General features: G+C 74.6%; 23 protein-coding genes. 14 read left to right on the forward strand and 9 right to left on the reverse strand.

Annotation, left to right across the window (positions count from 1 at the left end):
- The first annotated feature begins 41 nt into the window (after positions 1-41).
- Genes E3Z34_RS13900 through E3Z34_RS13910 form a run of 3 tightly spaced genes read left to right on the forward strand, consistent with a single transcriptional unit; the run spans position 42 to position 1,948 of the window.
- Positions 42-824: an SGNH/GDSL hydrolase family protein gene (locus E3Z34_RS13900; protein WP_420818957.1), complete on the forward strand. Its 783-nt coding sequence runs from the start codon at positions 42-44 to the stop codon at positions 822-824.
- Positions 821-1,501 carry an HpcH/HpaI aldolase family protein gene (locus E3Z34_RS13905; RefSeq protein WP_134774086.1) on the forward strand — a complete coding sequence of 227 codons (681 nt, stop codon included), beginning with the start codon at positions 821-823 and terminating at the stop codon, positions 1,499-1,501. Before E3Z34_RS13900 ends, E3Z34_RS13905 begins: the two co-directional genes overlap by 4 nt.
- A gap of 45 nt (positions 1,502-1,546) precedes the next feature.
- Complete coding sequence (locus E3Z34_RS13910) at positions 1,547-1,948, forward strand: TOBE domain-containing protein (protein WP_134774087.1); 402 nt, start codon at positions 1,547-1,549, stop codon at positions 1,946-1,948.
- On the opposite strand, the gene E3Z34_RS18290 is transcribed toward E3Z34_RS13910, so the two are convergent.
- Complete coding sequence (locus tag E3Z34_RS18290; RefSeq protein ID WP_202977117.1) at positions 1,926-2,141, reverse strand: hypothetical protein; 216 nt, start codon at positions 2,139-2,141, stop codon at positions 1,926-1,928. The genes E3Z34_RS13910 and E3Z34_RS18290 overlap by 23 nt on opposite strands.
- Here E3Z34_RS18290 and modA point away from each other — a divergent pair.
- The 6 genes from modA (at position 2,127) to E3Z34_RS13945 (ending at position 6,805) form a co-directional block, all read left to right on the forward strand.
- Entirely contained in the window at positions 2,127-2,723 is a 597-nt protein-coding gene (gene modA, locus E3Z34_RS13915; protein WP_238695188.1) for a molybdate ABC transporter substrate-binding protein, read from the forward strand. The two genes, E3Z34_RS18290 and modA, sit on opposite strands and share 15 nt — an antisense overlap.
- Positions 2,720-3,502, forward strand: coding sequence for an ABC transporter permease (locus E3Z34_RS13920; RefSeq protein WP_134774088.1), 783 nt, complete (start codon positions 2,720-2,722; stop codon positions 3,500-3,502). The genes modA and E3Z34_RS13920 overlap by 4 nt, the downstream gene beginning before the upstream one ends.
- Positions 3,499-4,455 (forward strand): ABC transporter ATP-binding protein, encoded by a 957-nt coding sequence (locus E3Z34_RS13925; RefSeq protein WP_238695189.1) that lies wholly within the window; start codon positions 3,499-3,501, stop codon positions 4,453-4,455. The genes E3Z34_RS13920 and E3Z34_RS13925 overlap by 4 nt, the downstream gene beginning before the upstream one ends.
- Complete coding sequence (locus tag E3Z34_RS19115; RefSeq protein ID WP_158288685.1) at positions 4,452-4,613, forward strand: TOBE domain-containing protein; 162 nt, start codon at positions 4,452-4,454, stop codon at positions 4,611-4,613. The genes E3Z34_RS13925 and E3Z34_RS19115 overlap by 4 nt, the downstream gene beginning before the upstream one ends.
- A gap of 246 nt (positions 4,614-4,859) precedes the next feature.
- Positions 4,860-6,008, forward strand: coding sequence for an acyl-CoA dehydrogenase family protein (locus tag E3Z34_RS13940; protein ID WP_134774090.1), 1,149 nt, complete (start codon positions 4,860-4,862; stop codon positions 6,006-6,008).
- A gap of 23 nt (positions 6,009-6,031) precedes the next feature.
- The gene (locus E3Z34_RS13945) at positions 6,032-6,805 is read left to right on the forward strand and encodes an SDR family NAD(P)-dependent oxidoreductase (protein ID WP_134774091.1); all 774 of its coding nucleotides are present in this window, start codon (positions 6,032-6,034) and stop codon (positions 6,803-6,805) included.
- 25 nt (positions 6,806-6,830) lie between these two features.
- On the opposite strand, the gene E3Z34_RS13950 is transcribed toward E3Z34_RS13945, so the two are convergent.
- From E3Z34_RS13950 to E3Z34_RS13960, 3 genes are read right to left on the reverse strand one after another with little or no spacing between them, the layout of a single operon-like run.
- The gene (locus E3Z34_RS13950; RefSeq protein ID WP_134774092.1) at positions 6,831-7,640 is read right to left on the reverse strand and encodes an META domain-containing protein; all 810 of its coding nucleotides are present in this window, start codon (positions 7,638-7,640) and stop codon (positions 6,831-6,833) included.
- The gene (locus tag E3Z34_RS13955) at positions 7,637-8,119 is read right to left on the reverse strand and encodes a hypothetical protein (protein WP_134774093.1); all 483 of its coding nucleotides are present in this window, start codon (positions 8,117-8,119) and stop codon (positions 7,637-7,639) included. The genes E3Z34_RS13950 and E3Z34_RS13955 overlap by 4 nt, the downstream gene beginning before the upstream one ends.
- Positions 8,120-8,143: 24 nt before the next feature.
- On the reverse strand, positions 8,144-8,536 hold the full coding sequence (locus E3Z34_RS13960; protein ID WP_134774094.1) for a hypothetical protein: 393 nt from the start codon (positions 8,534-8,536) through the stop codon (positions 8,144-8,146).
- Between the two features lie 66 nt (positions 8,537-8,602).
- Here E3Z34_RS13960 and E3Z34_RS13965 point away from each other — a divergent pair, with 66 nt between their 5' ends.
- Positions 8,603-9,562: an L-lactate dehydrogenase gene (locus E3Z34_RS13965; protein WP_134774095.1), complete on the forward strand. Its 960-nt coding sequence runs from the start codon at positions 8,603-8,605 to the stop codon at positions 9,560-9,562.
- A 7-nt stretch (positions 9,563-9,569) separates the two neighbouring features.
- Here E3Z34_RS13965 and E3Z34_RS13970 read toward each other — a convergent pair whose 3' ends face one another.
- The 5 genes from E3Z34_RS13970 to E3Z34_RS13995 form a co-directional block, all read right to left on the reverse strand.
- Entirely contained in the window at positions 9,570-10,937 is a 1,368-nt protein-coding gene (locus E3Z34_RS13970) for an OFA family MFS transporter (RefSeq protein WP_134774096.1), read from the reverse strand.
- A 107-nt stretch (positions 10,938-11,044) separates the two neighbouring features.
- Complete coding sequence (nrfD, locus tag E3Z34_RS13975; protein ID WP_134774097.1) at positions 11,045-12,187, reverse strand: NrfD/PsrC family molybdoenzyme membrane anchor subunit; 1,143 nt, start codon at positions 12,185-12,187, stop codon at positions 11,045-11,047.
- The gene (locus tag E3Z34_RS13980; protein WP_134774098.1) at positions 12,184-13,296 is read right to left on the reverse strand and encodes a 4Fe-4S dicluster domain-containing protein; all 1,113 of its coding nucleotides are present in this window, start codon (positions 13,294-13,296) and stop codon (positions 12,184-12,186) included. The genes nrfD and E3Z34_RS13980 overlap by 4 nt, the downstream gene beginning before the upstream one ends.
- Positions 13,297-16,698 (reverse strand): formate dehydrogenase, encoded by a 3,402-nt coding sequence (fdh, locus tag E3Z34_RS13985; RefSeq protein WP_202977107.1) that lies wholly within the window; start codon positions 16,696-16,698, stop codon positions 13,297-13,299.
- A 103-nt stretch (positions 16,699-16,801) separates the two neighbouring features.
- Positions 16,802-17,398, reverse strand: coding sequence for an ArsR/SmtB family transcription factor (locus E3Z34_RS13995; RefSeq protein WP_134774100.1), 597 nt, complete (start codon positions 17,396-17,398; stop codon positions 16,802-16,804).
- Positions 17,399-17,456: 58 nt separating this feature from the next.
- Between E3Z34_RS13995 and E3Z34_RS14000 the strand changes: the two genes are divergently transcribed.
- The 4 genes from E3Z34_RS14000 to E3Z34_RS14015 all read left to right on the forward strand — a co-directional run bounded on the left by E3Z34_RS14000 (position 17,457) and on the right by E3Z34_RS14015 (position 21,444).
- Entirely contained in the window at positions 17,457-18,755 is a 1,299-nt protein-coding gene (locus E3Z34_RS14000) for an MFS transporter (RefSeq protein WP_134774101.1), read from the forward strand.
- Between the two features lie 101 nt (positions 18,756-18,856).
- Positions 18,857-19,141 carry a flavodoxin family protein gene (locus E3Z34_RS14005; RefSeq protein WP_134774102.1) on the forward strand — a complete coding sequence of 95 codons (285 nt, stop codon included), beginning with the start codon at positions 18,857-18,859 and terminating at the stop codon, positions 19,139-19,141.
- Between the two features lie 95 nt (positions 19,142-19,236).
- A complete protein-coding gene (locus E3Z34_RS14010) occupies positions 19,237-20,118 on the forward strand; it encodes an alpha/beta fold hydrolase (RefSeq protein ID WP_134774103.1) in 882 nt (293 codons plus the stop codon).
- Between the two features lie 105 nt (positions 20,119-20,223).
- A complete protein-coding gene (locus E3Z34_RS14015) occupies positions 20,224-21,444 on the forward strand; it encodes a metal-dependent hydrolase family protein (protein ID WP_134774104.1) in 1,221 nt (406 codons plus the stop codon).
- Positions 21,445-21,507 lie beyond the last annotated feature (63 nt).

Raw genomic sequence — 21,507 nt, forward strand, 5'->3', positions numbered from 1 at the left:
GTCCACGGTGGGACGGGCAGCGTGCGACCCCGGCCCCGCGCGTGGGCCCGCTACGTCGCCATCGGCGACTCCTTCACCGAGGGCATGAGCGACCCCGACCCCCGGGTGCCGGACCGTTACGTGGGCTGGGCCGACCGCCTGGCCGCGCTGCTGTCGACGCACGTCGACGAGCTGGCCTACGCCAACCTCGCCGTCCGGGGCGCAAGCTGGCGGACGTCGCGGGCCCCCAGCTCGAGGCCGCCCTCGCGCTGGAGCCCGACCTGGTCAGCATCGTCGGCGGCGGCAACGACATCCTGCGCCCGCGCGCCGACGTCGACGCCCTGGCCGCCCAGCTCGACGCGGCGGTGGCCCGGATCCGCGCCACCGGGGCCGACGTGCTGCTGGCCACCCCCACCGACCCGGTGGGTGCCCCGGTCATCATCCGCACCCGCGGCCGGGTCGGGGTCTACACCGCCCACCTCTGGTCGATCGCGCAGCGGCGCGGCGCCTTCGTGCTCAACCAGTGGGCGTGCGACTTCCTCAAGGACTGGCGGATGTGGTCCGAGGACCGCATCCACATGACCTCCGAGGGACACCGCCGGGTGGCGCTGGCCGCCTACGTCGCGCTCGGCCACACGCAGGAGGAGGCGGACTGGCGGGCGCCGTTGCCGCCGGCCGTGCCGCTCGGGACGGTGGAGAGCCTGCGCGGCCACGCCCGCTGGGCCAGGGAGTATGCCGCCCCCTGGGTCCAGCGGCGGCTGCAGGGCCGGTCCTCCGGGGACGCCCTCGAGGCCAAGCGGCCCGACCTGGACCCGCTTCGCCCCGGGGAGGGGGGCGGACGATGAGCACCGCTCCGACGGGGCCAGGCCTGTGGCTCACCGTCCTGCGTCCCGCGGCCCTCGAGGCCCTGCTGGTCGAGCTCGGGGTCGGGTGGCTCGGGGTCGACCTGCAGCACGGGCAGTACGACGTGGCCGACCTGCGCGACCTGCTCCGGGTGACCGACCTGCCGGTGCTCGCCCGCGCCGCGTCCACCGACTTCGCCCACCTGGGCGCGGTCCTGGACAGCGGCGTCGCCGGCGTCATCGTGCCCAGCGTCGACACGGTGGAGGACGTGCGCGCGCTGGTCCGGGCCGTGCGCCTGCCGCCCGTGGGGAGGCGGAGCACCGGGATGTCCCGCAGCGCGGTCGTCGGGGCGCCCGCCCACCCCCTCCTGCTGCCCATGGTCGAGACCCGCGGCGCGCTGGACGCGGCCGCGGCGATCGCGGCCACCCCCGGGGTCGACGGGCTCTTCGTCGGCCCCTACGACCTCTCGCTGGCGTTGGGCGGTCCCGGCCCGGTGGACGACCGGGTCCTCGCGGCGATCCGCACGGTGGTGCAGGCCGCCCGGGAGCACGGCGTGCTGGCGGGCGCCTTCTCCGGCAGCCGCGACCTCGACCCGCACCTGCCTCCGTTGGACCTGGTCGCCGTCGACACCGATGTCAGCGCGCTCCGGGCCGGGGTCCGGGGGTTGTTCGCCGACTGAGCGGTCGACGGTCGTCGGCGCATCTGCGGCGCTATGGTGTCTCCCATGACGCAGATGCGGATCTCGGAGGCGGCCCGGCTGCTCGGGGTGTCGAGCGACACGGTCCGTCGCGCGGTGGAGGCCGGACGGCTGACCGCGGGCCGGGACGTCGGTGGCCGGGTGGTGGTCGAGGCGATCGACGTGGCGCGGATGGCCGGCGAGCAGGCTCCGTCCGCCCAGGCCGAGGTGGGGCCGGTCGGCACGTCGTCGGCCCGCAACCAGATGCGCGGCATCGTCACCCGCGTCGTCAGCGACCGGGTCATGTCCCAGGTCGACCTGCAGGCCGGACCCTTCCGCCTGGTGTCGCTGCTGTCCACCGAGGCCGTGCAGGAGATGGGGCTGGAGGTCGGCTCGGTCGTCGTCGCGTCGGTCAAGGCCACCCACGTCACCGTCGGGCTGCCGGGGTGACCACCTCCCGCCGACGGGGTCCTGGGCGGGCCGGAGCGGTGCCCTCGGGGCCGCCGTCGCGGCCGCGCTCGCCCTGACCGCCTGCTCGGGTGCCGGGGCGGGCGAGGACGACGGCCGGACCCTCACCGTCCTGGCCGCGGCCTCCCTCACCGACGTCCTGTCCCTCGTCGCGGCCGACGTGGAGGCCGACCATCCGGGGAGCACGGTGGAGCTCAGCTTCGCCGCCAGCTCCACGATCGTCCAGCAGGTGGCCGAGGGGGCACCCGCCGACGTTCTCGCCCTGGCCGGCCCGGGCCCCCTGGACCACCTCCCCGCCGAGCTCCGGCGCAGCGAGCCGGTCGTCTTCACCACCAACAGCCTCTCGCTGGCGGTCCCCCCGGACAACCCCGCCGGGGTCACGGGCGTGGAGGACCTCACGACGGAAGGGCTGCGCCTCGTGGTCTGCCAGCCCCAGGTGCCCTGCGGTGAGGCCACGTCCGCGCTGCTGACCGGGCTGGGGATCGACCCGGCCGTGTCCTCCCAGGAGCGCGACGCCCGGGCGACCATCACCAAGGTCGAGCTGGGGGAGGCCGACGTCGGCATCGTCTACCGCACCGACGTGGCCGCCGCCGGGGACCGGGTGCTGGGGATCGACATCCCGGGGGCGGTCAACGTCACGACCGGCTACCCGATCCTCGCCGTCTCCGACCACGAGCTGGCGGCGGCCTTCATCCAGGAGGTCCTGTCCGGGCGCGGGCAGCAGCACCTGGCCGACGCCGGGTTCGTGGCCCCGTGACCACGGTCCTCCCGAGGCGGCTTCCCCTCCTGGTGCCCGCCGCCGTCGGCGTCGGCTTCCTCGTCCTGCCCCTGCTCGCGCTCCTGCTGCGCGCGGACTGGCCCGACCTGGCGACGCACCTGCGCGCCCCCGTGGTCGGCCAGTCGCTGCGGCTGTCCGCCCTCACCACGAGCGTGACGATGGTCGTCGTCTGGCTCGTGGGCACCCCACTGGCCTGGCTGCTCGCCCGGTCGGACCACCCGCTGACGAGCTGGGCCCGGGCGCTCATCACGGTCCCGCTGGTGCTGCCGCCCGTCGTCGGCGGCGTCGCCCTGCTCATGACCTGGGGGCGACGCGGCGTGCTGGGAGGGTGGCTCGACCAGACGTTCGGCATCACCGTGCCGTTCACGACCGTCGCCGTCGTCATGGCGGAGATCTTCGTCGCCCTGCCCTTCTACGTCATCGCGGTCGAGGGCGCGATGCGTGGCCTGGACCGGCGCTACGACGAGATCGCCGCGACCCTGGGCGCCGGCCCGGTGCGGACCTTCCTGCGGGTGGCCGTCCCGCTGACGCTGCCGGGCGTCGCCGCCGGGTCGGCCCTGGCCTGGGCCCGGGCGCTCGGGGAGTTCGGCGCCACGATCACCTTCGCCGGCAGCTTCCCCGGGCGCACCCAGACGGCACCGCTGGGCGTCTACGCGGCCCTCGAGCAGGACCCGGAAGCGGCCCTGGCCCTCTCCCTGGTCATGCTCCTCCTGAGCGTCCTGGTGCTCGGCCTGCTCCGCTCGCGGTGGCTGCGGTGACGCCGGGACGCTGGTCCGCACCCCGGCCGGGCGGCGGGTCGGCCCTGGACGCCCGCCTCGAGGTCGACCTCGGCTCGTTCCGGCTGCGGGCCGACCTGCGCAGCGACGGTGGCGTCACCGCCCTCCTCGGCCCCAACGGGTCGGGCAAGACCACGGCCCTCAAGACGCTGGCGGGGCTGCATACCCTCACCGCCGGCCACGTGCGGGTCGCGGGGACCCTGTGGGCGCAGGGGCGGGGTCCGCACCGGCCGTCCGAGGACCGCAGCGTCGGGATGCTGCTGGCCGACCCCCTGCTCTTCCCCCACCTGAGCCTGCTGGACAACGTCGCCTTCGGCCCCCGGGCGCGCGGGGCGAGCCGCCGGGTGGCCCGGGCCCGGGCGGCGGAGGAGCTGGACCGGGTGGGTCTGGGCGACCTGCGTGACCGGCGGCCCGGCCGTGTCTCCCAGGGCCAGGCGCAGCGGGCCTCGCTCGCCCGGGCGCTGGCGACCGACCCCGCGCTCCTGCTGCTGGACGAGCCCCTGTCGGCCCTGGACCCTGAGACCCGCTCGGTCACCCGGGCCGGCCTCGCCGCCCGCCTGCGCGACTTCCCGGGCGTGACCGTCCTGGTCACCCACGACCCCGTCGACGCACTGACGCTGGGCGGGCAGCTCGTGTTCCTCGAGGACGGGCGCGTCGTCCAGCAGGGCGCCCCCGCCGAGGTCATCGCCCGCCCCCGGTCCTCCTACGTCGCCGGGGTCGTGGGGCTGAACCTCCTGCAGGGCCGCCTCTCGCCGGGCCCCCCGCCCACCCTGGAGTCGAGGGGGGCGGCCGGCTCGTCGTCGCCTCGGCCCCCGACGGTGCCCGTCCCGGTGACCGGCTGTGGGCGACCGTCGACCCCGAGGCGATCACCCTCTACACGTCCCTCCCCCACGCCTCGGCCCGCAACCTGTGGCAGCTCACCGTCGGCGCCGTGACCGTCACCGGTCAGCGCGCTCGCGTGCACCTCACCGGGCCGGAGCTGCACCTGGTCGCGGAGGTCACCCTCGGCGCCGTCGCCGAGCTCGGCATCGTCACCGGGCGCACGCTGTGGGCCGGGGTGAAGGCGACCGAGACCCACGTCTACCCGGCCTGAGGCGCGGCTCCATACCCGACCTGTGCACGACCTCCGGACTTCTGCACGGGCGATATCCCGCGCAGACGTCCGGAATCGGTGCACAGGTCGGGGAGGGAGGGGGTATGAGGCGCGCGGAGGGTCGGGGTACGGCGGGGAGGGACGGGTACGGGGCGGCGGGCGGGGAGGGACGGGGCGCGCGGCGTGCCGGGGTCGGGACGAGGGTCGTGTGGGGGTGACGTCGCGTCGGGCGCTAGCGTTGCGCGCATGGTGCACCGTGTCCTCCCGACGGACGAAGCCCGCGACCTCCTCGCCCTGGTCCGGGAGATCGCCGACGAGCAGCTCCTCCCCCAGGTGGACGCGGCCGAGGCGGAGCACCGCTTCCCGCGCGAGGTCTTCCGGCTGCTCGGGGACACCGGGCTGCTCTCCCTGGCCTATCCCGAGGAGCAGGGCGGCGGTGGGCAGCCCTACGAGGTCTACCTGCAGGTCGTCGAGGAGATCGCCCGGGCCTGGATGTCGGTCGCGGTGGGGGTCTCCGTCCACTCCCTGACCGCGTTCCCCATGGCGACCTACGGCACCCCCGAGCAGCAGGAGCGCTGGCTGGGCGAGATGCTCGGCGGGGCCCAGCTGGGCGCCTACTGCGTCTCGGAGCCGCAGGCCGGATCCGACGTGGCCGCCATCCGCACCCGTGCCGTCCGCGACGGCGACGACTACGTGCTCACCGGCGGCAAGGCCTGGATCAGCCACGCGGGGCACGCCGACTTCTACACCACCTTCGTCCGCACCTCCGACGACGGCGGGCGGGGGCTGTCCTGCTTCCACGTGCCCGCGGGCGTCGAGGGGCTGACCTTCGCCGAGCCCGAGCGCAAGATGGGGCTGCACTCCGACACCGTCGGGGAGGTCCTGCTCGACGGGGTCCGCCTCCCGGCCGAGCACCGCATCGGGGCCGAGGGGCAGGGTATGCAGATCGCCCTGGCCGCCCTCGACGCCGGTCGCCTCGGCATCGCCGCGGCGGCGACGGGGCTCGGCCAGCGGGCGCTCGAGGTGGCGACCGCCTACGCCGCCGAGCGCCAGCAGTTCGGTCGCCCGATCGCCGACAACCAGGGCCTGGCCTTCCTGCTCGCGGACATGGCGGCCGCCGTGGGCTCGGCCCGCGCCACCTACCTGCACGCCGCCCGGCTCAAGGACGCCGGCCTGCCGCACACCCAGGAGGCGTCCATCGCCAAGCTGGTCGCCACCGACGCCGCGATGCGGGTCACCACCGACGCGGTGCAGGTGCTCGGCGGCTACGGCTACACCATCGACTTCCCGGTCGAGCGGATGATGCGGGAGGCCAAGGTCACCCAGATCTTCGAGGGGACCAACCAGATCCAGCGCCTGGTGATCTCCCGCCAGCTCCTCGCCCAGCACCGCTGACCCCGCCCACACCCGGAGGACCCATGCGCATCACCGAATCCACCGTCGCCCTCGTCACCGGCGCCGCGAGCGGCCTGGGCGAGCAGACCGCCCGCCGGCTGCTCGACGCCGGAGCGCAGGTGCTGCTCGTCGACCTCCCCGGCGGGCGGGGGGAGGAGCTGGCCGGCGAGCTCGGCGACCGGGTCGGCTTCGCCGGCGCCGACGTGCGCGACGCCGAGCAGGTGGCCGCCGCGGTGCGTGCCGCGACCGAAATGGGCGAGCTGCGGGTCGTCGTCAACTGCGCCGGCGTCGCGACCCCCGGCCGGGTCCTGTCGCGCCGCGGCGTGCTCGACCTCGAGGCCTTCCGCACCGTCGTCGACATCAACCTGGTCGGCACCTTCAACGTCCTGCGCCTGGCGGCCGAGGCCATGGCGCAGAACACCCCGGACGACGAGGGCGCGGGTGACCGGGGCGTCATCGTGATGACCGCCAGCGTCGCGGCCTTCGACGGCCAGATCGGGCAGGCGGCCTACGCCTCCTCCAAGGCCGGCGTCGTGGGGCTCACCCTCACCGCCGCCCGCGACCTGGCCGACAAGCAGATCCGGGTGATGACCATCGCGCCCGGCGTCTTCGAGACCCCCATGATGGCCGGCCTGGGTGAGGACGTGAAGGCCTCCCTCGAGGCGCTGGTCCCCCACCCCTCCCGGCTCGGCCGCCCGCAGGAGTATGCGGCGCTCGTGGCCCACATCGTCGAGAACCCGATGCTCAACGGCGAGGTCATCCGCCTCGACGGCGCCCTGCGGATGCCTCCGCGCTGAGCGGTCGGGCCCCCGCCGCGGGCCGTCACGAGCCCGCGCCGTCCTCCCCCGCACGCAGTCCCAGCCCCCGGTCGCCGGCCGTCAGGGTGAGGCTCGGCCCGACGATCTCCACGGTGAGCGCGCCCGTCCGGAGCACCCCCAGCACCGCGTCCTCGAGCTCGCCCCGCTCGTCCTCGCACGCCATCGCGGTCATCACGACGTCCCCGACGACCAGGGTGCCCTCCCGCTCGTCGTAGGTGTAGGGCGCGCTGCCCTGGTTGCACCCGCCCAGGATCTCGACCGTCCCGTCGTCCCGGAAGGTCAGGGTCGCTTCCGCCTGGCCCGGCACGCTCGCCACGGCGTCGCGGGTGACGAGCGAGTCGACCTGCCAGCGCGGGCCGACCAGCGGACGGTCGGGGTCGGCGACCTCGCGGTCGAGCAGGGTGAGGACCGTCCCCGCGCCGGTCAGCGTCAGCGTGGCGTCGTCGAGGGCGAGCACCGGGCCGGACTCCAGAAGCTCGACGAGCCAGGCGTCCTGGGCCATGAGCTCCTCGGGACAGCCCATCTCGGTCCCGCCCAGGGAGTCGACCCGGAGCACGTCCTCCTCGACCCGGTAGCCCGCGAACATCGTGTTGCAGCCGGCCTGCGCAGAGAGCTGCCCGTCGTCGAAGGTCAGCCGCACCCGCGACCCCGCCACGAGGTCCCGGGGCCGCCCGTCCTCGGTGACGCCGGTGCTCAGGAAGGTGCGCCCCACGACCTCGACCTCGGCCCCCGGCCCCGGGCCGAGCCCGCAGCCCGACAGGAGCAGGGTGAGGGCCGCGACGAGCGCGACGGCATACCCCGGGCGCCGGCTCACGGGGCCGACCCTCCGGAGGTCGGTCGCTGCGCGTGCCACCGGCGCAGCCGCTCCAGCTCCTCGGGAGGCACGGCGAGCAGGGTGAGGAGCCGCCCGTCGCGCGGGACCGCCTGCACCCGCCAGGCGTGCGGGGGCGGCTGGTCGTGCCGCAGGTCGAGGATGTCCTGCCGCCCGAGGTGGTCGACCTGGGTGCCGGAGGTGACCACGATGCGGTCGGCCTCCAGCCGCGTGCCGCTGCGCTCCCGCCGGCTGGCCCAGACGAGGAAGACGCCGTAGCCGCACCAGGCCGCGACCAGGGGCAGGGCGCCCGGTCGCCAGGGGCCCACCACCGACAGGGCGGCGAGCGCGACCAGGGCGGAGAGGATCACGGCAACGCCGAGGCCGGCGCGGAAGGTCGGCAGCCACCGGGGCTGCATCAGCCACTCGGTCTGCGGGCTCACGCCGGGTGGGCCGGCGGTGCGCGGCGGTCGACCACTCACGCCGCCAGGGTATGCCGCCGGCCGCTACCGGCGCCTCAGCTCGCGCGTGACGTCGCGGGCCTGGGCGGCGGACACCCCGGGCAGCTCGACCCGACGGCCGTCGCTCAGCACGGCGACGGCTCCCCCGCGTGCCGCGTCCCGGTCGACCGTGCGGACCGTCGCGGCGGGGAACTCCAGGCGGCGGATCCCGTCGTGGACGACCAGACCCTCCGCGGAGGCCGTCGTCACCCCGCCGGAGCGCAGGTAGACCCCCACGAGGAGCGCCACCACGGCCACGCGGAAGACCAAGCCGAAGAGGTCCTCCTCCAGCGCCACGCCGCCCCGGCTGTAGCGCCACACCCCCTGGCCGACGACGAGCACCACGGCCGCCAGCAGCGTCCAGGCGAGGCTCTTCGGTCGGGAACGCACCCAGGTCATGGGGTCAGCGTAGGCGCGGGGGCCGTGCGGTCGCGCGCCCGGCCCCGTGTCCTCCAGACTGGGCCCATGAGCGATCGCCCCTCCCCTGGTCCCGACGTCGTGGTGGTGGGTGCCGGTGCCGTCGGCGCCACCATCGCCTACACCGCCCTGGTGCGCGGGAGCGCCCGCCGCGTGGCGCTGCACGACATCGACGCGGCCAAGCTCGAGGCGGAGGTGCTGGACATCAGCCACGGGCTGTCGTTCACGCCGAGGGGGTCGATCGTGGGCAGCGACGACGTCGAGGTATGCCGTGGCGCCCGGGTCGTGGTCGTCACCGCCGGCGCCAAGCAGAAGCCGGGGCAGACCCGCATGGACCTGGCCGGGAGCACCGTCGCCCTCGTCCGCACCCTCATGCCGCGCCTGCTCGAGGTCGCCCCGGACGCCACCTACGTCATGGTCACCAACCCGGTCGACGTCGTCACCACGGCGGCGCTGCGCCTCACCGGCCTGCCGTCGCGGCAGCTCTTCGGCTCCGGCACCGTGCTGGACTCCTCCCGCCTCAGGCACGCCATCTCCCGGCGGGTGGGCGTCGCGGTCCAGAACGTCCACGCCTACGTCGTCGGGGAGCACGGCGACACCGAGTTCCCGCTGTGGAGCTCGGCCAGCCTGGGCGGGGTGCCGGTCCGCGACTGGTCCCGCGGGCACGGAGGACGGCTGGACGAGGCCGAGCTGGCGGAGATCGCCGACGAGGTGGTGCACGCGGCCTACCGGATCATCGCTGGCAAGGGCGCCACCAACTACGCCGTGGCCCTGGCCTGCTGCCAGATCGTGGAGTCGGTCCTGCGCGACGAGCGGCGGGTCCTGCCGGTGTCCACCCTGCTGGAGGGTGAGTACGGCGTGAGCGGGGTCTGCCTGTCGGTCCCCACGGTGGTGGGCGCCGACGGGGCCGTGGAGCGGCTGGCCGTCCCGATGTCGGATGACGAGCAGCACCGGCTGCGGCTCAGCGCCGCCTCCATCCGCGCGACGCTGGAGGCCGTCGGCGACTGAGGTCGCATCAGGGGTCCCGCCGGGGCGGGCGGGTGAGCAGCGGGACGACCGCGCCCACCAGGGCGATGACCCCCATGACGGTGAAGCCGAGGGTGTAGGCCTGGTCCTCCCCGACCAGCCAGGAGATGAGCAACGGCCCGATCACGCCGCCGATGGACCAGCCGATGAGCATCAGGCCGTAGATCGCGCCGGCGTGGGCCACCCCGAAGAAGTCGCTGGCCGTCGAGGGCAGGGTGCCGAAGGCCCCGCCGTAGCAGGTGTAGATCAGGGCGGCGAGGACGTAGAAGACGACCACATTGCCCACGTGCGGCAGCGCCAGCAGGGCGAGCCCCTGGATCCCCAGGATCCCGACGAACGCCGGGCGCCGTCCGATCCGGTCCGACAGGGCCGCCCAGAAGATCCGCCCGCCCCCGTTGAACAGGCCCATGACGCCGACCAGGGTGGCCGCCCCGACGGCGGAGAAGCCCGCCACGTCGGTGGCGGTGCCGGCGGCGACCGAGATGAAGGAGATCCCCGCGGTGACCGAGATGGTGAGGATGAGGGTCAGGAGGTACCACTGCCGTGTCCGCAGCGCCTCCTGCTGGGTGAAGTCCCGTGCCTGGGAGCCGCCGTCGGCCTCCGCGCGGTCCTCGGCGTCGCCGTCCGCGCGGTCCTCGGCGTCGGCGGGGGGCGTCGCCGCGTCCTTGACCTCGCCCCTGCCGTCGTCCTCGACCCCGCCCTTCCCGGGCGCCGTGTAGCCCTCCGGCGGGTCCCGGAAGACCGCGGCCCCGAGCAGCCCCGCGACGAGGTAGGCCAGCCCGAGCCACAGGAAGACCTTGGTGGGGTAGCGCTGGTAGTCGGCGCTGCCGTCGATCATCATCTGGGCCAGGGGGGAGGTGATCACCGCACCGAAGCCGAAGCCGCCCACCGCGATGCCGGTGATGAGGCCGCGCTTGTCGGGGAACCACTTCTGGAGCATCGCGATCGGCACGATGTAGGCCAGGCCGAGCCCGAAACCGCCGAGGACGCCGTAGCCCAGGACGAGCAGCCACAGGTCACCCGCGTCGCGGGCGAGGCTCGCCAGCATGATGCCGACGGAGTAGATCGCCACCCCGGCCAGGGCGACCGGTCGCGGTCCGCGCCGGTCCTGCAGGCGACCGCCGAGGAAGGTGCCGACGAAGATCATCCCGATGGCGACCTCGAAGGGGATGGTCGCCTGGACCTTGCTCAGCTCGAGGGCCGAGGGCTCGGCCTGGATCGCCTTGCTGAAGGTGCTCCAGGCGTAGACGGCCCCGATGGCGAGCTGCACCAGCACCCCACCGGCGAGGATGAGCCACCGGTTGCCGGTGCCCGAGCCGGTGGACGGCTCCCTGGTGGTCTGCGTCGACTCGCTCATCAGCTCTCCTGGGAGGTGGGTCGGTCGGAGTGGGTCGGTCGGAGTGGGCCGGTAGGAGGTGGGTCGGGTGGCAGGGGTCGGGCGGCCAGGGTTGCCGGCCGGCGGGGTCAGCGGACGGTGACGATGCTGTCGTGGACGGTGCCCGCGGCGCGCCGCTCCTCCAGCCGGCGGCGTTGCGGCCCGACGGTGAACCGCGGGTCCTTCGCGGACTCGATGCCCCCCTCGACCATGCCGAAGCGGGTGAGGGCCGAGGCGGCCGCGAGCGCGGCGCCGGAGGCCACGGAGAGCAGACGGCTGCGCCCGGTCAGCAGGGTCCCGAGCCCGCCGGCGACCGTGAGGGCCTTGGCCAGCCGCAGCTTGCGCCCGGCCTCCCCCTCCTCCAGCGGCTCGAGGAGCTCCAGGTCCTCCAGGTGCCGCTCGAGCCGGTGCATGGCCACCAGGTCGGTCGCGGCCCCGAGGAGGGCGAGCCGGCGGGCGGGGCCGGCCTGCACGGTCGGGGTGAGGACCAGCTGCACGCCGGAGGCGGCCATCGCCGCGGACGCCACGAAGACGAAGGGCAGCTGGCCGCGGCTCTCGAACCACACGGGCGTGACCGTGTCGGACAGCAGGACGGCCGTGTATGCGGCCAGCGGGGGCGCGAACAGGGCCTGGCCCACTGCGGCGGGCAGGTCGACGAGCTCCAGCGCCTGACCGGCGAGCGCGACGACGCCCCGGTCGGGCAGCGGGAGGGCCCGGGCGACCTCGCAGGCGGTGGCGACGCCGGCGAACGCGGCATACCCGGAGAGGATCCAGGTGCCCACGGACATCGGGGAGGTGAGCTTGACGGTGCGCAGCATGTTGAGGAAGCGCTCGGGACGGCCCAGGTCGGCGACGAGGGTGGCGCCGCTGAGGGCGACGGTGGCCATCGCGGTGTAGCGGCTGTTGCGACGCAGCACGTCCCGGCCGGTGAGGGCGGCGCCCGTCGCCAGCAGGCCGGAGCCGGCGGCCACCCCGCCGAGGAAGAGGTAGGCGGGGATCTCGTGCTTCCACGGCACCGGCTTGATGATCGGGCGGCCGTAGTAGGCGGAGAACTCGGCGTCCGGGACCGCGGGGGCCTCCCGGCGCCCGCCGCCGTCGCGGTTGAGCCAGCTGCGGCCCCCGCGCGCCAGGTCACGGGCGGCGGCACCCGCGGAGGCCCGCACCCCGGACCGGCGTCGGCGACGCCCCTCGTCCTCGGGCGGGCGGTAGCTGTCGAAGGCCGAGGTGGTCACGACCGCCTCCCCGCGAAGGCCAGCGCCGCCGCCCCGAGCAGGCCCAGCCCGGCGTAGCCCGCCGTGCGGAACATCTCGGCCAGCCGGGCGGTGGGCACGATCGGGTCCGGCGGCAGGCCGTAGACCTCCGGCTCGTCCAGCAGCAGGAAGACCGAGCCGGTGCCGCCGACGCCGTCGTCCTCGTTCGCCCCGTAGAGCCGGGCCTCGGTGAAGCCCTGGTCGTGCAGCTGCGCGACGCGGGTCCGCGCGGCCGCCACCATCTCCTCGTGCGTGCCGAAGCGGATCGAGGTCGTCGGGCAGGTCTGCGCGCAGGCCGGCGTCTGGTCGTCGGTGAGCCGGTCGTAGCACAGGGTGCACTTCTGGGCGACACCAACGGAGGGGACGTGCCCGTCGTCGCGCACGGAGACGGCGGAGTCGCTGCGGCGCTCGATGACGCCGAACGGGCAGGCCCCGACGCAGTAGCCGCACCCGTTGCACACGTCCGCCTGCACCACCACCGTGCCGTGCTCGCTGCGGAAGAGCGCGCCGGTCGGGCAGACGTCCAGGCAGCCGGCGTGGGTGCAGTGCTTGCACACGTCCGAGGCCATCAGCCAACGGAACTCCGGCAGCGGCCCGACCATCGGGGTGCCGTCCACGGTCGTCGCGCCCTCGGTCGGGGGCTGCGGTGCTCCCCCGCCGACACCCGCCAGCAGGTCGCGCAGGTCCGGCCCGTGACCCTCGACCGGGGCGGGCAGGGTGCCGTAGCCCGCCGGGGCGCCGCCCGACGGGGAGGGAGGGTGCGCCGGTGCCCCGACCCCCGGCATACCCAGGTCCACCAGGCGACGGCCCGACTCGCGGGCGGCGGCGATGCGCTCCTGCGTCTGCTCGACGAAGGCGACGTGCCGCCAGGTGCTGGCACCCAGGTCGCCGGTGTTGTCGTAGGAGTTGGCGCTCAGCCCGAGGCCGTCCATCGGCAGGGCGTTCCACTCCTTGCACGCCACCTCGCAGGCCTTGCACCCGATACAGATCGAGGTGTCGGTGAAGAAGCCCTTGCGCGCGGGCGGGTGCTGCCACCCGGCGTCGGGGGCGGGGTCGGTGGGTCCCGCGAGCTGGCGGGCGAGGTAGCCCATCTACCGCTCTCCTTCGTCGGGTGCGTCGTCGTCCGGTGCGTCGTCCGGTTGGTCGTCGTCGGGTCGGGGTGCGGTCGCGGCGCGCCGGGCGGCCAGCTCCGGCGCCACCTCGTCGACCCGCTCGTTGGCGGTCTCGGCGGTGCTCCCGGCGCGCGACTGGTAGTCCGCGACCAGGCGCATCAGCTCCTCGCCGTGGGGCCGGCGCCCGGGCCGGATGTCGCAGGAGCCGACCTTGGACTCCTGGATGTGCACGTTGGGGTCGAGCACCACCCCGAGCAGGTCGTTGGCCGAGTCGCCCTCGACGACCGCGTCGCGCCCGACGCCCCAGTGGTAGGGCAGGCCGATCTGGTGGACGGTGCGGCCCCCGATGGTCAGCGGCCGGACCCGGTCGGTGACCAGCACGCGCGTCTCGATGGCGCTGCGCGCGGAGATGATCGTCGCCCAGCCGCCGTTCTCCAGGCCGCGCTCCTGCGCCAGCTCGCGGGACACCTCGCAGAACATCTCGGGCTGCAGCTCGGACAGGTAGGGCAGCCACCGGCTCATCCCGCCCGCGGTGTGGTGCTCGGTGAGCCGGTAGGTGGTGAAGACGTAGGGGTAGACGTCGTGGCCCGGCTCCTGCCCCGAGGGGCTCCACAGGTTGTCCTTGCGTGCGAAGACCAGCCGGCTGGGGTTGCGCTGCTGGGCGTAGAGCGGGTTGCGGACCGGCGACTCCTGGGCCTCGTAGTGGGTGGGCAGCGGCCCGTCCACCATCCCCTTGGGCGCGAAGAGCCAGCCCTTGCCGTCGGCCTGCATGATGAAGGGGTCGTCCCCGGCGATCGCGGCGGGGCCGCCGACGTCGGCGTCCGGGCGGAAGCTCGGGTGGCGGTCCACCGGGAAGTCCGGCACGTCCTTGCCGGTCCAGCGCCCCGCCTCCTCGTCCCACCAGACGTACTTCTTCCGCTCGCTCCACGGCCTGCCCTGAGGGTCGGCGGAGGCGCGGTTGTAGAGGATGCGCCGGTTCATCGGCCAGACCCAGCCCCACTCGGCCGCGGTCTCGTCCTGCTCCTGCCCGGGCACCCGGTTCTTGGAGCGGTTCACCCCGCCGGCGAAGACGCCGCTGTAGATCCAGCAGCCGCCGGAGGTGCTGCCGTCGGCCTTCATCTCCGCGAAGGAGCTGAGCGGCTCGCCGGCCCGGTCGCCGGTGAGGTGGACGCCGTTGATCTCAAGCAGGACCGCCTCGGCGTCGACCTCGCCGTGCTCGTCGCGGGGGTAGTCCCAGGTCATGTCGAGCACCGGACGGTCACGTTCGTCGGTCGAGCCCGCCAGCCGGGCGCGGATCCGCACCCCGAGCTCGTGGTAGAAGTCCAGCTCGCTCTGGGCGTCCCCTGGCGGCTGCACGGCCTGGTGGCGCCACTGCAGCATGCGCTGCGTCTGGGTGAAGGTGCCCGACTTCTCGGCGTAGCTGGCGGCCGGGAAGAAGAAGACTTCCGTCCCGATGTCCTCGGTGCGCAGCTCGCCGGTGGCGATCTCCGGGGAGTCCTTCCAGAAGGTGGCGGTCTCGATGAGCTGCAGGTCGCGCACGACGAGCCACTTCAGCTGCCCCAGCGCCATCCGCTGCATCCGCGCGTGCGCCGAGCCCACCGCGGGGTTCTGCCCGACGACGAAGTAGCCCTCGACCTCGCCGTCGAGCATCGCCATCGTCGTCTGGTAGGTGCCGTGGGCGCCCGTGAGACGCGGGAGGTAGTCGAAGCAGAAGTCGTTCTCCGGCGTGGCTGCCTCGCCGAACCAGGCCTTGAGCAGGTTGGCGGTGTAGGCGTCGGCGTTGGTCCAGAAGCCCTTCTGCAGCGGGGAGGAGATGGTCGCGAGGTACTCCGTCAGCGAGTCGTGCTCACCGGCCATCGGCATCGGCAGGTAGCCGGGCAGCAGGTTGAACAAGGTCGGGATGTCGGTGGAGCCCTGGATGCTGGCGTGCCCGCGCAGGGCCATGATGCCGCCGCCGGGACGACCCATGTTGCCCAGAAGCAGCTGCAGGATCGCGGCCGTCCGGATGAACTGCGCTCCCAGGCTGTGCTGGGTCCACCCCAGCGCGTAGGCGAAGCAGGTGGTGCGCTCCCGGCCCGAGTTCTCGGTGATGGCGCGCGCCACCTCGTGGAACTGCTCGACGGGTATGCCGCACATGTCCCGGACCAGCTCGGGGGTGTAGCGGGCGTAGTGCCGCCTGAGGATCTGGAAGACCGTGCGGGGGTGCTGCAGGCTCTCGTCCCGCACCACCTTCGCGTGCTCCAGGGCCGCACCGGCGGCTCCCAGCTCGTGACCGCCGGCGCGGGCCCGGTCCTCCGACCCCTCGTCGTCCCCGGCCGGGGCGTCGACGGTGTCGTCCGAGCCCGACGCGTCCTCGTCCTCGCGGGACTCGTAGGCCCAGGAAGAGGTGTCGTAGGCCCCCGTCTGCGGGTCGTAGCCGGAGAAGAGCCCGTCGAGGTCCTCGGTGTCGGCGAAGTCCTCGGTGATGAGGGTCGCGGCGTTGGTGTAGGCGACGACGTAGTCGTGGAAGTAGAGGTCGTTGCTCAGGACGTGGTTGATGAGGGCACCGAGCAGCACCACGTCGGTGCCGGCCCGCACCGGGACGTGCGTGTCAGCGATCGCCGAGGTGCGGGTGAAGCGCGGGTCGATATGGATGATTCGCGCGCCGCGGGCCTTGGCCTCGAAGACCCACTGGAAGCCCACCGGGTGGCACTCGGCCATGTTGGAGCCCTGGATCACCACGCAGTCGGCGTTGGCCATGTCCTGGAGGGACTGGGTGGCGCCGCCGCGGCCGAACGAGGTCCCCAGACTGGGGACCGTGGAGCTGTGTCATATCCGCGCCTGGTTCTCGATCTGGATCGCCCCCGTCGCCGTGTACAACTTCTTCATGAGGTAGTTCTCCTCGTTGTCGAGGGTGGCTCCCCCGAGCGAGGCGATCCCCATGGTGCGGCGGACGCGCCGACCCTTGTCGTCCACGTCCTGCCAGGTGTTGCGGCGGGACTCGACGTAACGGTCGGCGACCATGTCGATGGCGGTGTCCAGGTCGATCGTGCGCCACTGCGTGGCGCCGGGCGCGCGGTAGAGGACGGAGGTCTGCCGGGTCGGTGAGTTGACGAGCTGCTCGCTGGCGGCCCCCTTGGGGCACAGCCGGCCCCGGCTGATCGGCGAGTCGGGGTCGCCCTCGATCTGCACGATCTTCTCGTCGGAGACGAAGACCTTCTGCCCGCAGCCCACGGCGCAGTAGGGGCAGACGCTCTGCACGACGCGGTCGGCGGTCGTGGTCCGCGGCTCGATCTCGCGGGTGCGCCGGGACGTCACCGCCGCCCCCCGCCCGAGCAGGTCGCCCGAGGCCAGCTGCCGCAGCACCGGCCACCCCAGGAAGGTCGAGTCCTTGCGTGCCACCCTCACCAACCACCTCTCGACGCGGACGTGATCTGGCTCACCGTAGCCGCCCGCACCGCATACCGTCAGGCGAACCGCCTCCGTGCCCCGGGGCGGGGTCGTCTCACCCGCCGTCGGGACGCCCCAGGCCCTCCTCGGCGCTGAGCAGGACGACCTGCCAGACCTTCCTGCCGTCCTGAGGCTCGGCCCTCGCCCGGTCCTTGGCCCGGGCGAGCACCTCGCGGAACTCCTCCCCCACGGCCTCCATCTCCTCCTCCGTGAGCTCGAGGGTCGTGGACGCCAGCTGCGCCCGCGCGACGGGGTCGCGCCCGGCGGCCCACTCCGGGGCCCACGCCAGCACCCGCCGGAGCAGGTCCTGCAGGTCCAGGCCCTCCTGGTCGACGAACGCCCGGATCGCCGCCTCCTCCTCGGCCGAGACGGGGGCGTCGGGGTGGTCGAGGCCGAAGCTTGACCCGGTGAGGACCCACACCCGGTCCCGACGGTCGCGGGCCAGCTCGGGAGCCTCGCGGATCATCCCCGCCGCCGCCAGCCGGCGCAGGTGGAAGCTGACGGAGTTGGCCGCGACGTCGAGCCGCTCGGCGAGGTCGGTGGCCCGCATGGGGTCTCCCGACCGCATCAGCCGGACGATCCGGCGACGCAGCGGGTGCGTCAGCGCCTTGAGCATGGGCGAGGTCATGGGGACGGGTTGCGGCAGGCTCACGAGAGAAGTTTAGCAAGAGGTATTGCGCAACTAAAGTTGCGCAACTATCGTTGCGGGTATGACGCACACGACCACCGCCCCGGCTCCGAGCGGCTCCCCCGTCCCGCCGGAGACCGAGCGCCCCGCACCCGCCCCCTCGCTCTGGCGCGACCGGGGCTACCTCGCCTGGCTCGCCAGCGACACCAGCTCGGCCCTCGCCTCCTCCGTGCAGGGCTTCGTCCTGCCGCTCGTCGTGCTGCTGCTCACCGGGGACCCCGCCGTCGCCGGGAGCGTGGCCGCGCTCGGGCTGGCCGCCCGGGTCCTCACCACCATCGTCGGCGGGGTGCTGGCCGACCGGCACGACCTGCGCCGCCTCATGATCCTCGGCGGCGCCCTGGGTGCCGTGGTGCTCACGCTCATGGCCCTGGCGTATGCCGCGGGGCTCGGCGTCCTGGCCCTGGCGGCCCTCAACGTCGTGGCCGGGGTGCGGTCGGGCCTGTTCGGGAGCGCCTCGAACGCCGCCCTCCGGCAGGCGGTCCCGGCCGGCCTGCTGCCGCGGGCGATGAGCGCGAACCAGGGGCGCGACGCCGCGCTGGCCATGGGCGGAGGTCCGCTCGGCGGCCTGCTGCTGGGCCTGGGCCCGGTCGTCGCGCTGGGCGCGGCCGCGGGCGCGCACCTGCTGGCGGCGCTGTCCGCACTGGGCCTGCGCGGGTCCTTCGCGCCGGTGGCCCGGCCCGAGGGGCACCGCGCCTCGATGCGGAGGGAGGCGGCCGAGGGGCTGCGCTGGCTCTGGCGCCAGCCCGTGCTGCGGACCATCGCGCTGGTCGCCGCGGTCCTCAACCTCGGCCTCAACGCCGCGCTCACCACCGTCCTCTACTCCTTCGGGGCGCAGGGGGTGTCACCGGGACGGCTCGGGCTGGTCTCCCTGGCGCTGGGCGTGGGCATGCTCCTCGGCTCGCTCGTCGCCGGCACCCTGGTCGACCGCCTGCCGACCGGCTGGGTCGCGGCCGGCGGCCTGGCCTGGCTGGCGGCCTCGGTCGCCGTCCTGCCGTGGCTGCCAGGCTTCTGGCCCACCCTGGTCGTGCTGGGCCTGGGCACCGTGGCCGCGCCGGCGATCAACGCCGGGGTGCTGGGCTACCTGATGCACGTGACCCCCCGCGCGGTCCTCGGAAGGGTGTCGAGCGCGATCGAGCTGCTCTCCGCCGGGGCGGTCCCGCTGGCACCCGTGGTCGCGGGCCTGGGGCTGGCGACCGTCGGGCTGCGGGGGACCCTGCTCGTCAGCGCCGGCTGCTGCCTCCTCGCCCTGGTCCTGGTCCTCGCCGGCCGGGACGTCCGCCGGCTCCCCCGGCCCGCGCAGTGGGGCGCTGCGCCGGAGTGAGCCTCCGGGAAGCGCCGGTGTGACGGGGCAGACAGCCCGCCGCCCTTGTGCGCTGCGGGAGCCGGGTGTGTGCTGGAGGCACGGCATACGGAGGGATTCCCATGCGCTACCTGGTCGTCTACGAGTCGGCGTTCGGCAACACCCGGGAGGTGGCCGAGGCGGTGGCCGCGGGGCTCGGCGGGGAGGCGGAGGTGGTCGACGTCGGCGCCACTCCCCCGCTCGCCGGGCTGGACGTGGACCTGCTGGTCGTCGGCGGGCCGACGCTGCGGGCCCTGGGGTGCACCCTGGTAGCCGACCCGGAGAAGTTCTGGGTGCACGGTGACCGGGGGCCGCTGCTCGACGGTGAGGTGGAGCGGGCCCGGCAGTGGGGTGCCGGCCTGCGGTGAGCGTGCGCCGCGGGTGATGCAGGGCGGGCGGGACCCTGGTGCCGCCGGCGTCCGGTGGGACGATGCAGAGACCCGTCGGGCAGGGAGGACACCACATGACCGTCTCCACCAGCACCCGCACCCTGGCGGTCCCGGGGGCCGCCGTCGTCTACGACGTGCACGGGCCCCTGCCGCCGACGGACCGGCCCCCGCTGCTGATGATCGGCCAGCCGATGGACGCGAGCGGGTTCAGGGCGCTGAGGTCCTTCTTCCCGGACCGCACCGTGGTGACCTACGACCCCCGTGGGCTGGGTCGCAGCACCCGCGAGGACGGTCGGACCGACCACGACCCCCAGCAGCACGCCGAGGACCTGCACCACCTGGTGAACGCCCTCGGCTGCGGCCCCGTGGAGGTCTTCGCCAGCAGCGGGGGCGCGGTGGACGGGCTCGCCCTGGTGACGGCATACCCCCAGGACGTCCTGGTGCTCGTCGCTCACGAACCTCCCCTCACCCACCTGCTGCCCGACGCCGAGGGGGTCGGGCGGGCCGAGCAGGACATCGCTCGCGCCTACCAGGAGGGCGGGTTCGGCCCCGGGATGGCCAGGTTCATCGACTACACGTCCTGGGAGGGTGAGCTGACGCAGGACTACTTCGACCGGCCCGCGCCGGACCCCGTGGCCTACGGTCTTCCGGCCGGGGACGACGGCTCCCGCGACGACCCCCTGCTCTCGGGCGCCTCGGACAGCGTCACCGCGTGGACGCCGGACGTCGACACCCTCTCGGCCTCCGGGGTGAGGATCGTGGTGGCGGCCGGGGAGGAGTCGGCCCGTCAGGTCACGGGCCGGTCGGCGGAGGCGGTCGCGACCCGGCTGGGCCTGCCGCTGACGATCTTCCCGAGCCACCACGGCGGCTTCCTGGGCGGGGAGCTCGGGTGGGCCGGTCAGCCCGAGGCCTTCGCGGCCCGGCTCCGGGAGGTGCTCGACGCGTCCGGGCCGTGAGCGCCGGGCGCCGGGGCCGGCTCGGCGGGCAGGGACGACGGTGCCGGCCCGGACGACGGTGCCGGCTCGGGCGACGGTGCCGGCCCGGGCGTAGGGTCGACCGGCATGAGCCAGGTCCTCTTCCGCGGTGGCGTGCTGGTCGACGGGACGGGCGCCGAGCCGGCGCCCGGTGACGTGCTGGTGGTGGACGGCCGGGTCGCGGCCGTCGGCCCCGATCTCCCGGTGCCGGACGACGCGCGGGTCGTGGACTGTGAGGGCGGGTTCGTGACGCCCGGGCTCATCGACTGCCACGTGCACTTCCTCTTCGAGCAGCCCACGATGCTGCAGGTCCTGCAGACGCCGTTCTCCCTCCCCTTCTACGAGGCTCTCGACCGGATGCGGCGCACCGTGGCGACCGGCATCACGTATGTCCGGGACGCGGGGGGCGCGGACCTGGGGCTGGCGGAGGCGGTGCGCCGCGGGCTGGTGCTGGGGCCGCGGATGCAGGTCGCCATCCAGATGATCAGCCAGACCGGCGGGCACGGTGACGACTGGCACGTCTGCGGTGCCGAGCTCGGCCTGCTCGCGGCGCATCCCGGCATGCCGTCGTCGGTGGTGGACGGGCCGGTGGAGATGCGCCGCAAGGTGCGCGAGCTGGTCCGGGCGGGCGCGGACGTCATCAAGGTCGCGACGAGCGGTGGGGTCCTCTCGCCCCGGTCCGATCCGAGGCACGGGCACCTGCGCGACGACGAGGTCGCAGAGCTGGTGCGCGAGGCCACCGCGGCGGGGCTGGCCGTCATGGCCCACGCCATCGCCACCGACGGCATCAAGACGGCGGTCCGCAACGGGGTCCGCTCGATCGAGCACGGGATCTACCTCGACGACGAGGCGATCGGGCTGATGCTCGAGCACGGCACCTGGCTGGTGCCCACCCTGAGCGCCCCGCGGGCGGTGCTGGCCCAGGCCGCCGCCGGGGCCGCGATGTCGGACGCGGTCCTGGCCAAGGCCCGGATGGTCGCCGCCGTGCACGACGACTCCGCGCGGCGCGCGATCGAGGCGGGGGTCAGGGTGGCGATGGGCACCGACAGCGGGGTGGGCGTGCACGGCACCAACCTCGAGGAGCTCGGGCACCTCGCCGCCCTGGGTATGCCGCCCGCCCAGGTCTGGGCGTCCGCCTCCGGGGTGGCGGCCGAGCTGCTGGGGGTGGAGGCCGACCACGGGACGCTGCAGGTGGGGAAGGTCGGGGACGTGGTGGTGCTCGACGGCGCCTTCGACGACCTCACGGGGCTGCGCGAGCGGGTGCGCGAGGTCTGGATGGCCGGGGAGCAGGTCAGCTCCCGCAGGTGAGGTCCGGGCTGACGACGACCGACGCAGGGCCCGCGTGCACCGCATACCGTCCGCGACGGGCCG

The organism is Ornithinimicrobium flavum (assembly GCF_004526345.1).
GTDB lineage: Bacteria > Actinomycetota > Actinomycetes > Actinomycetales > Dermatophilaceae > Ornithinicoccus > Ornithinicoccus flavus.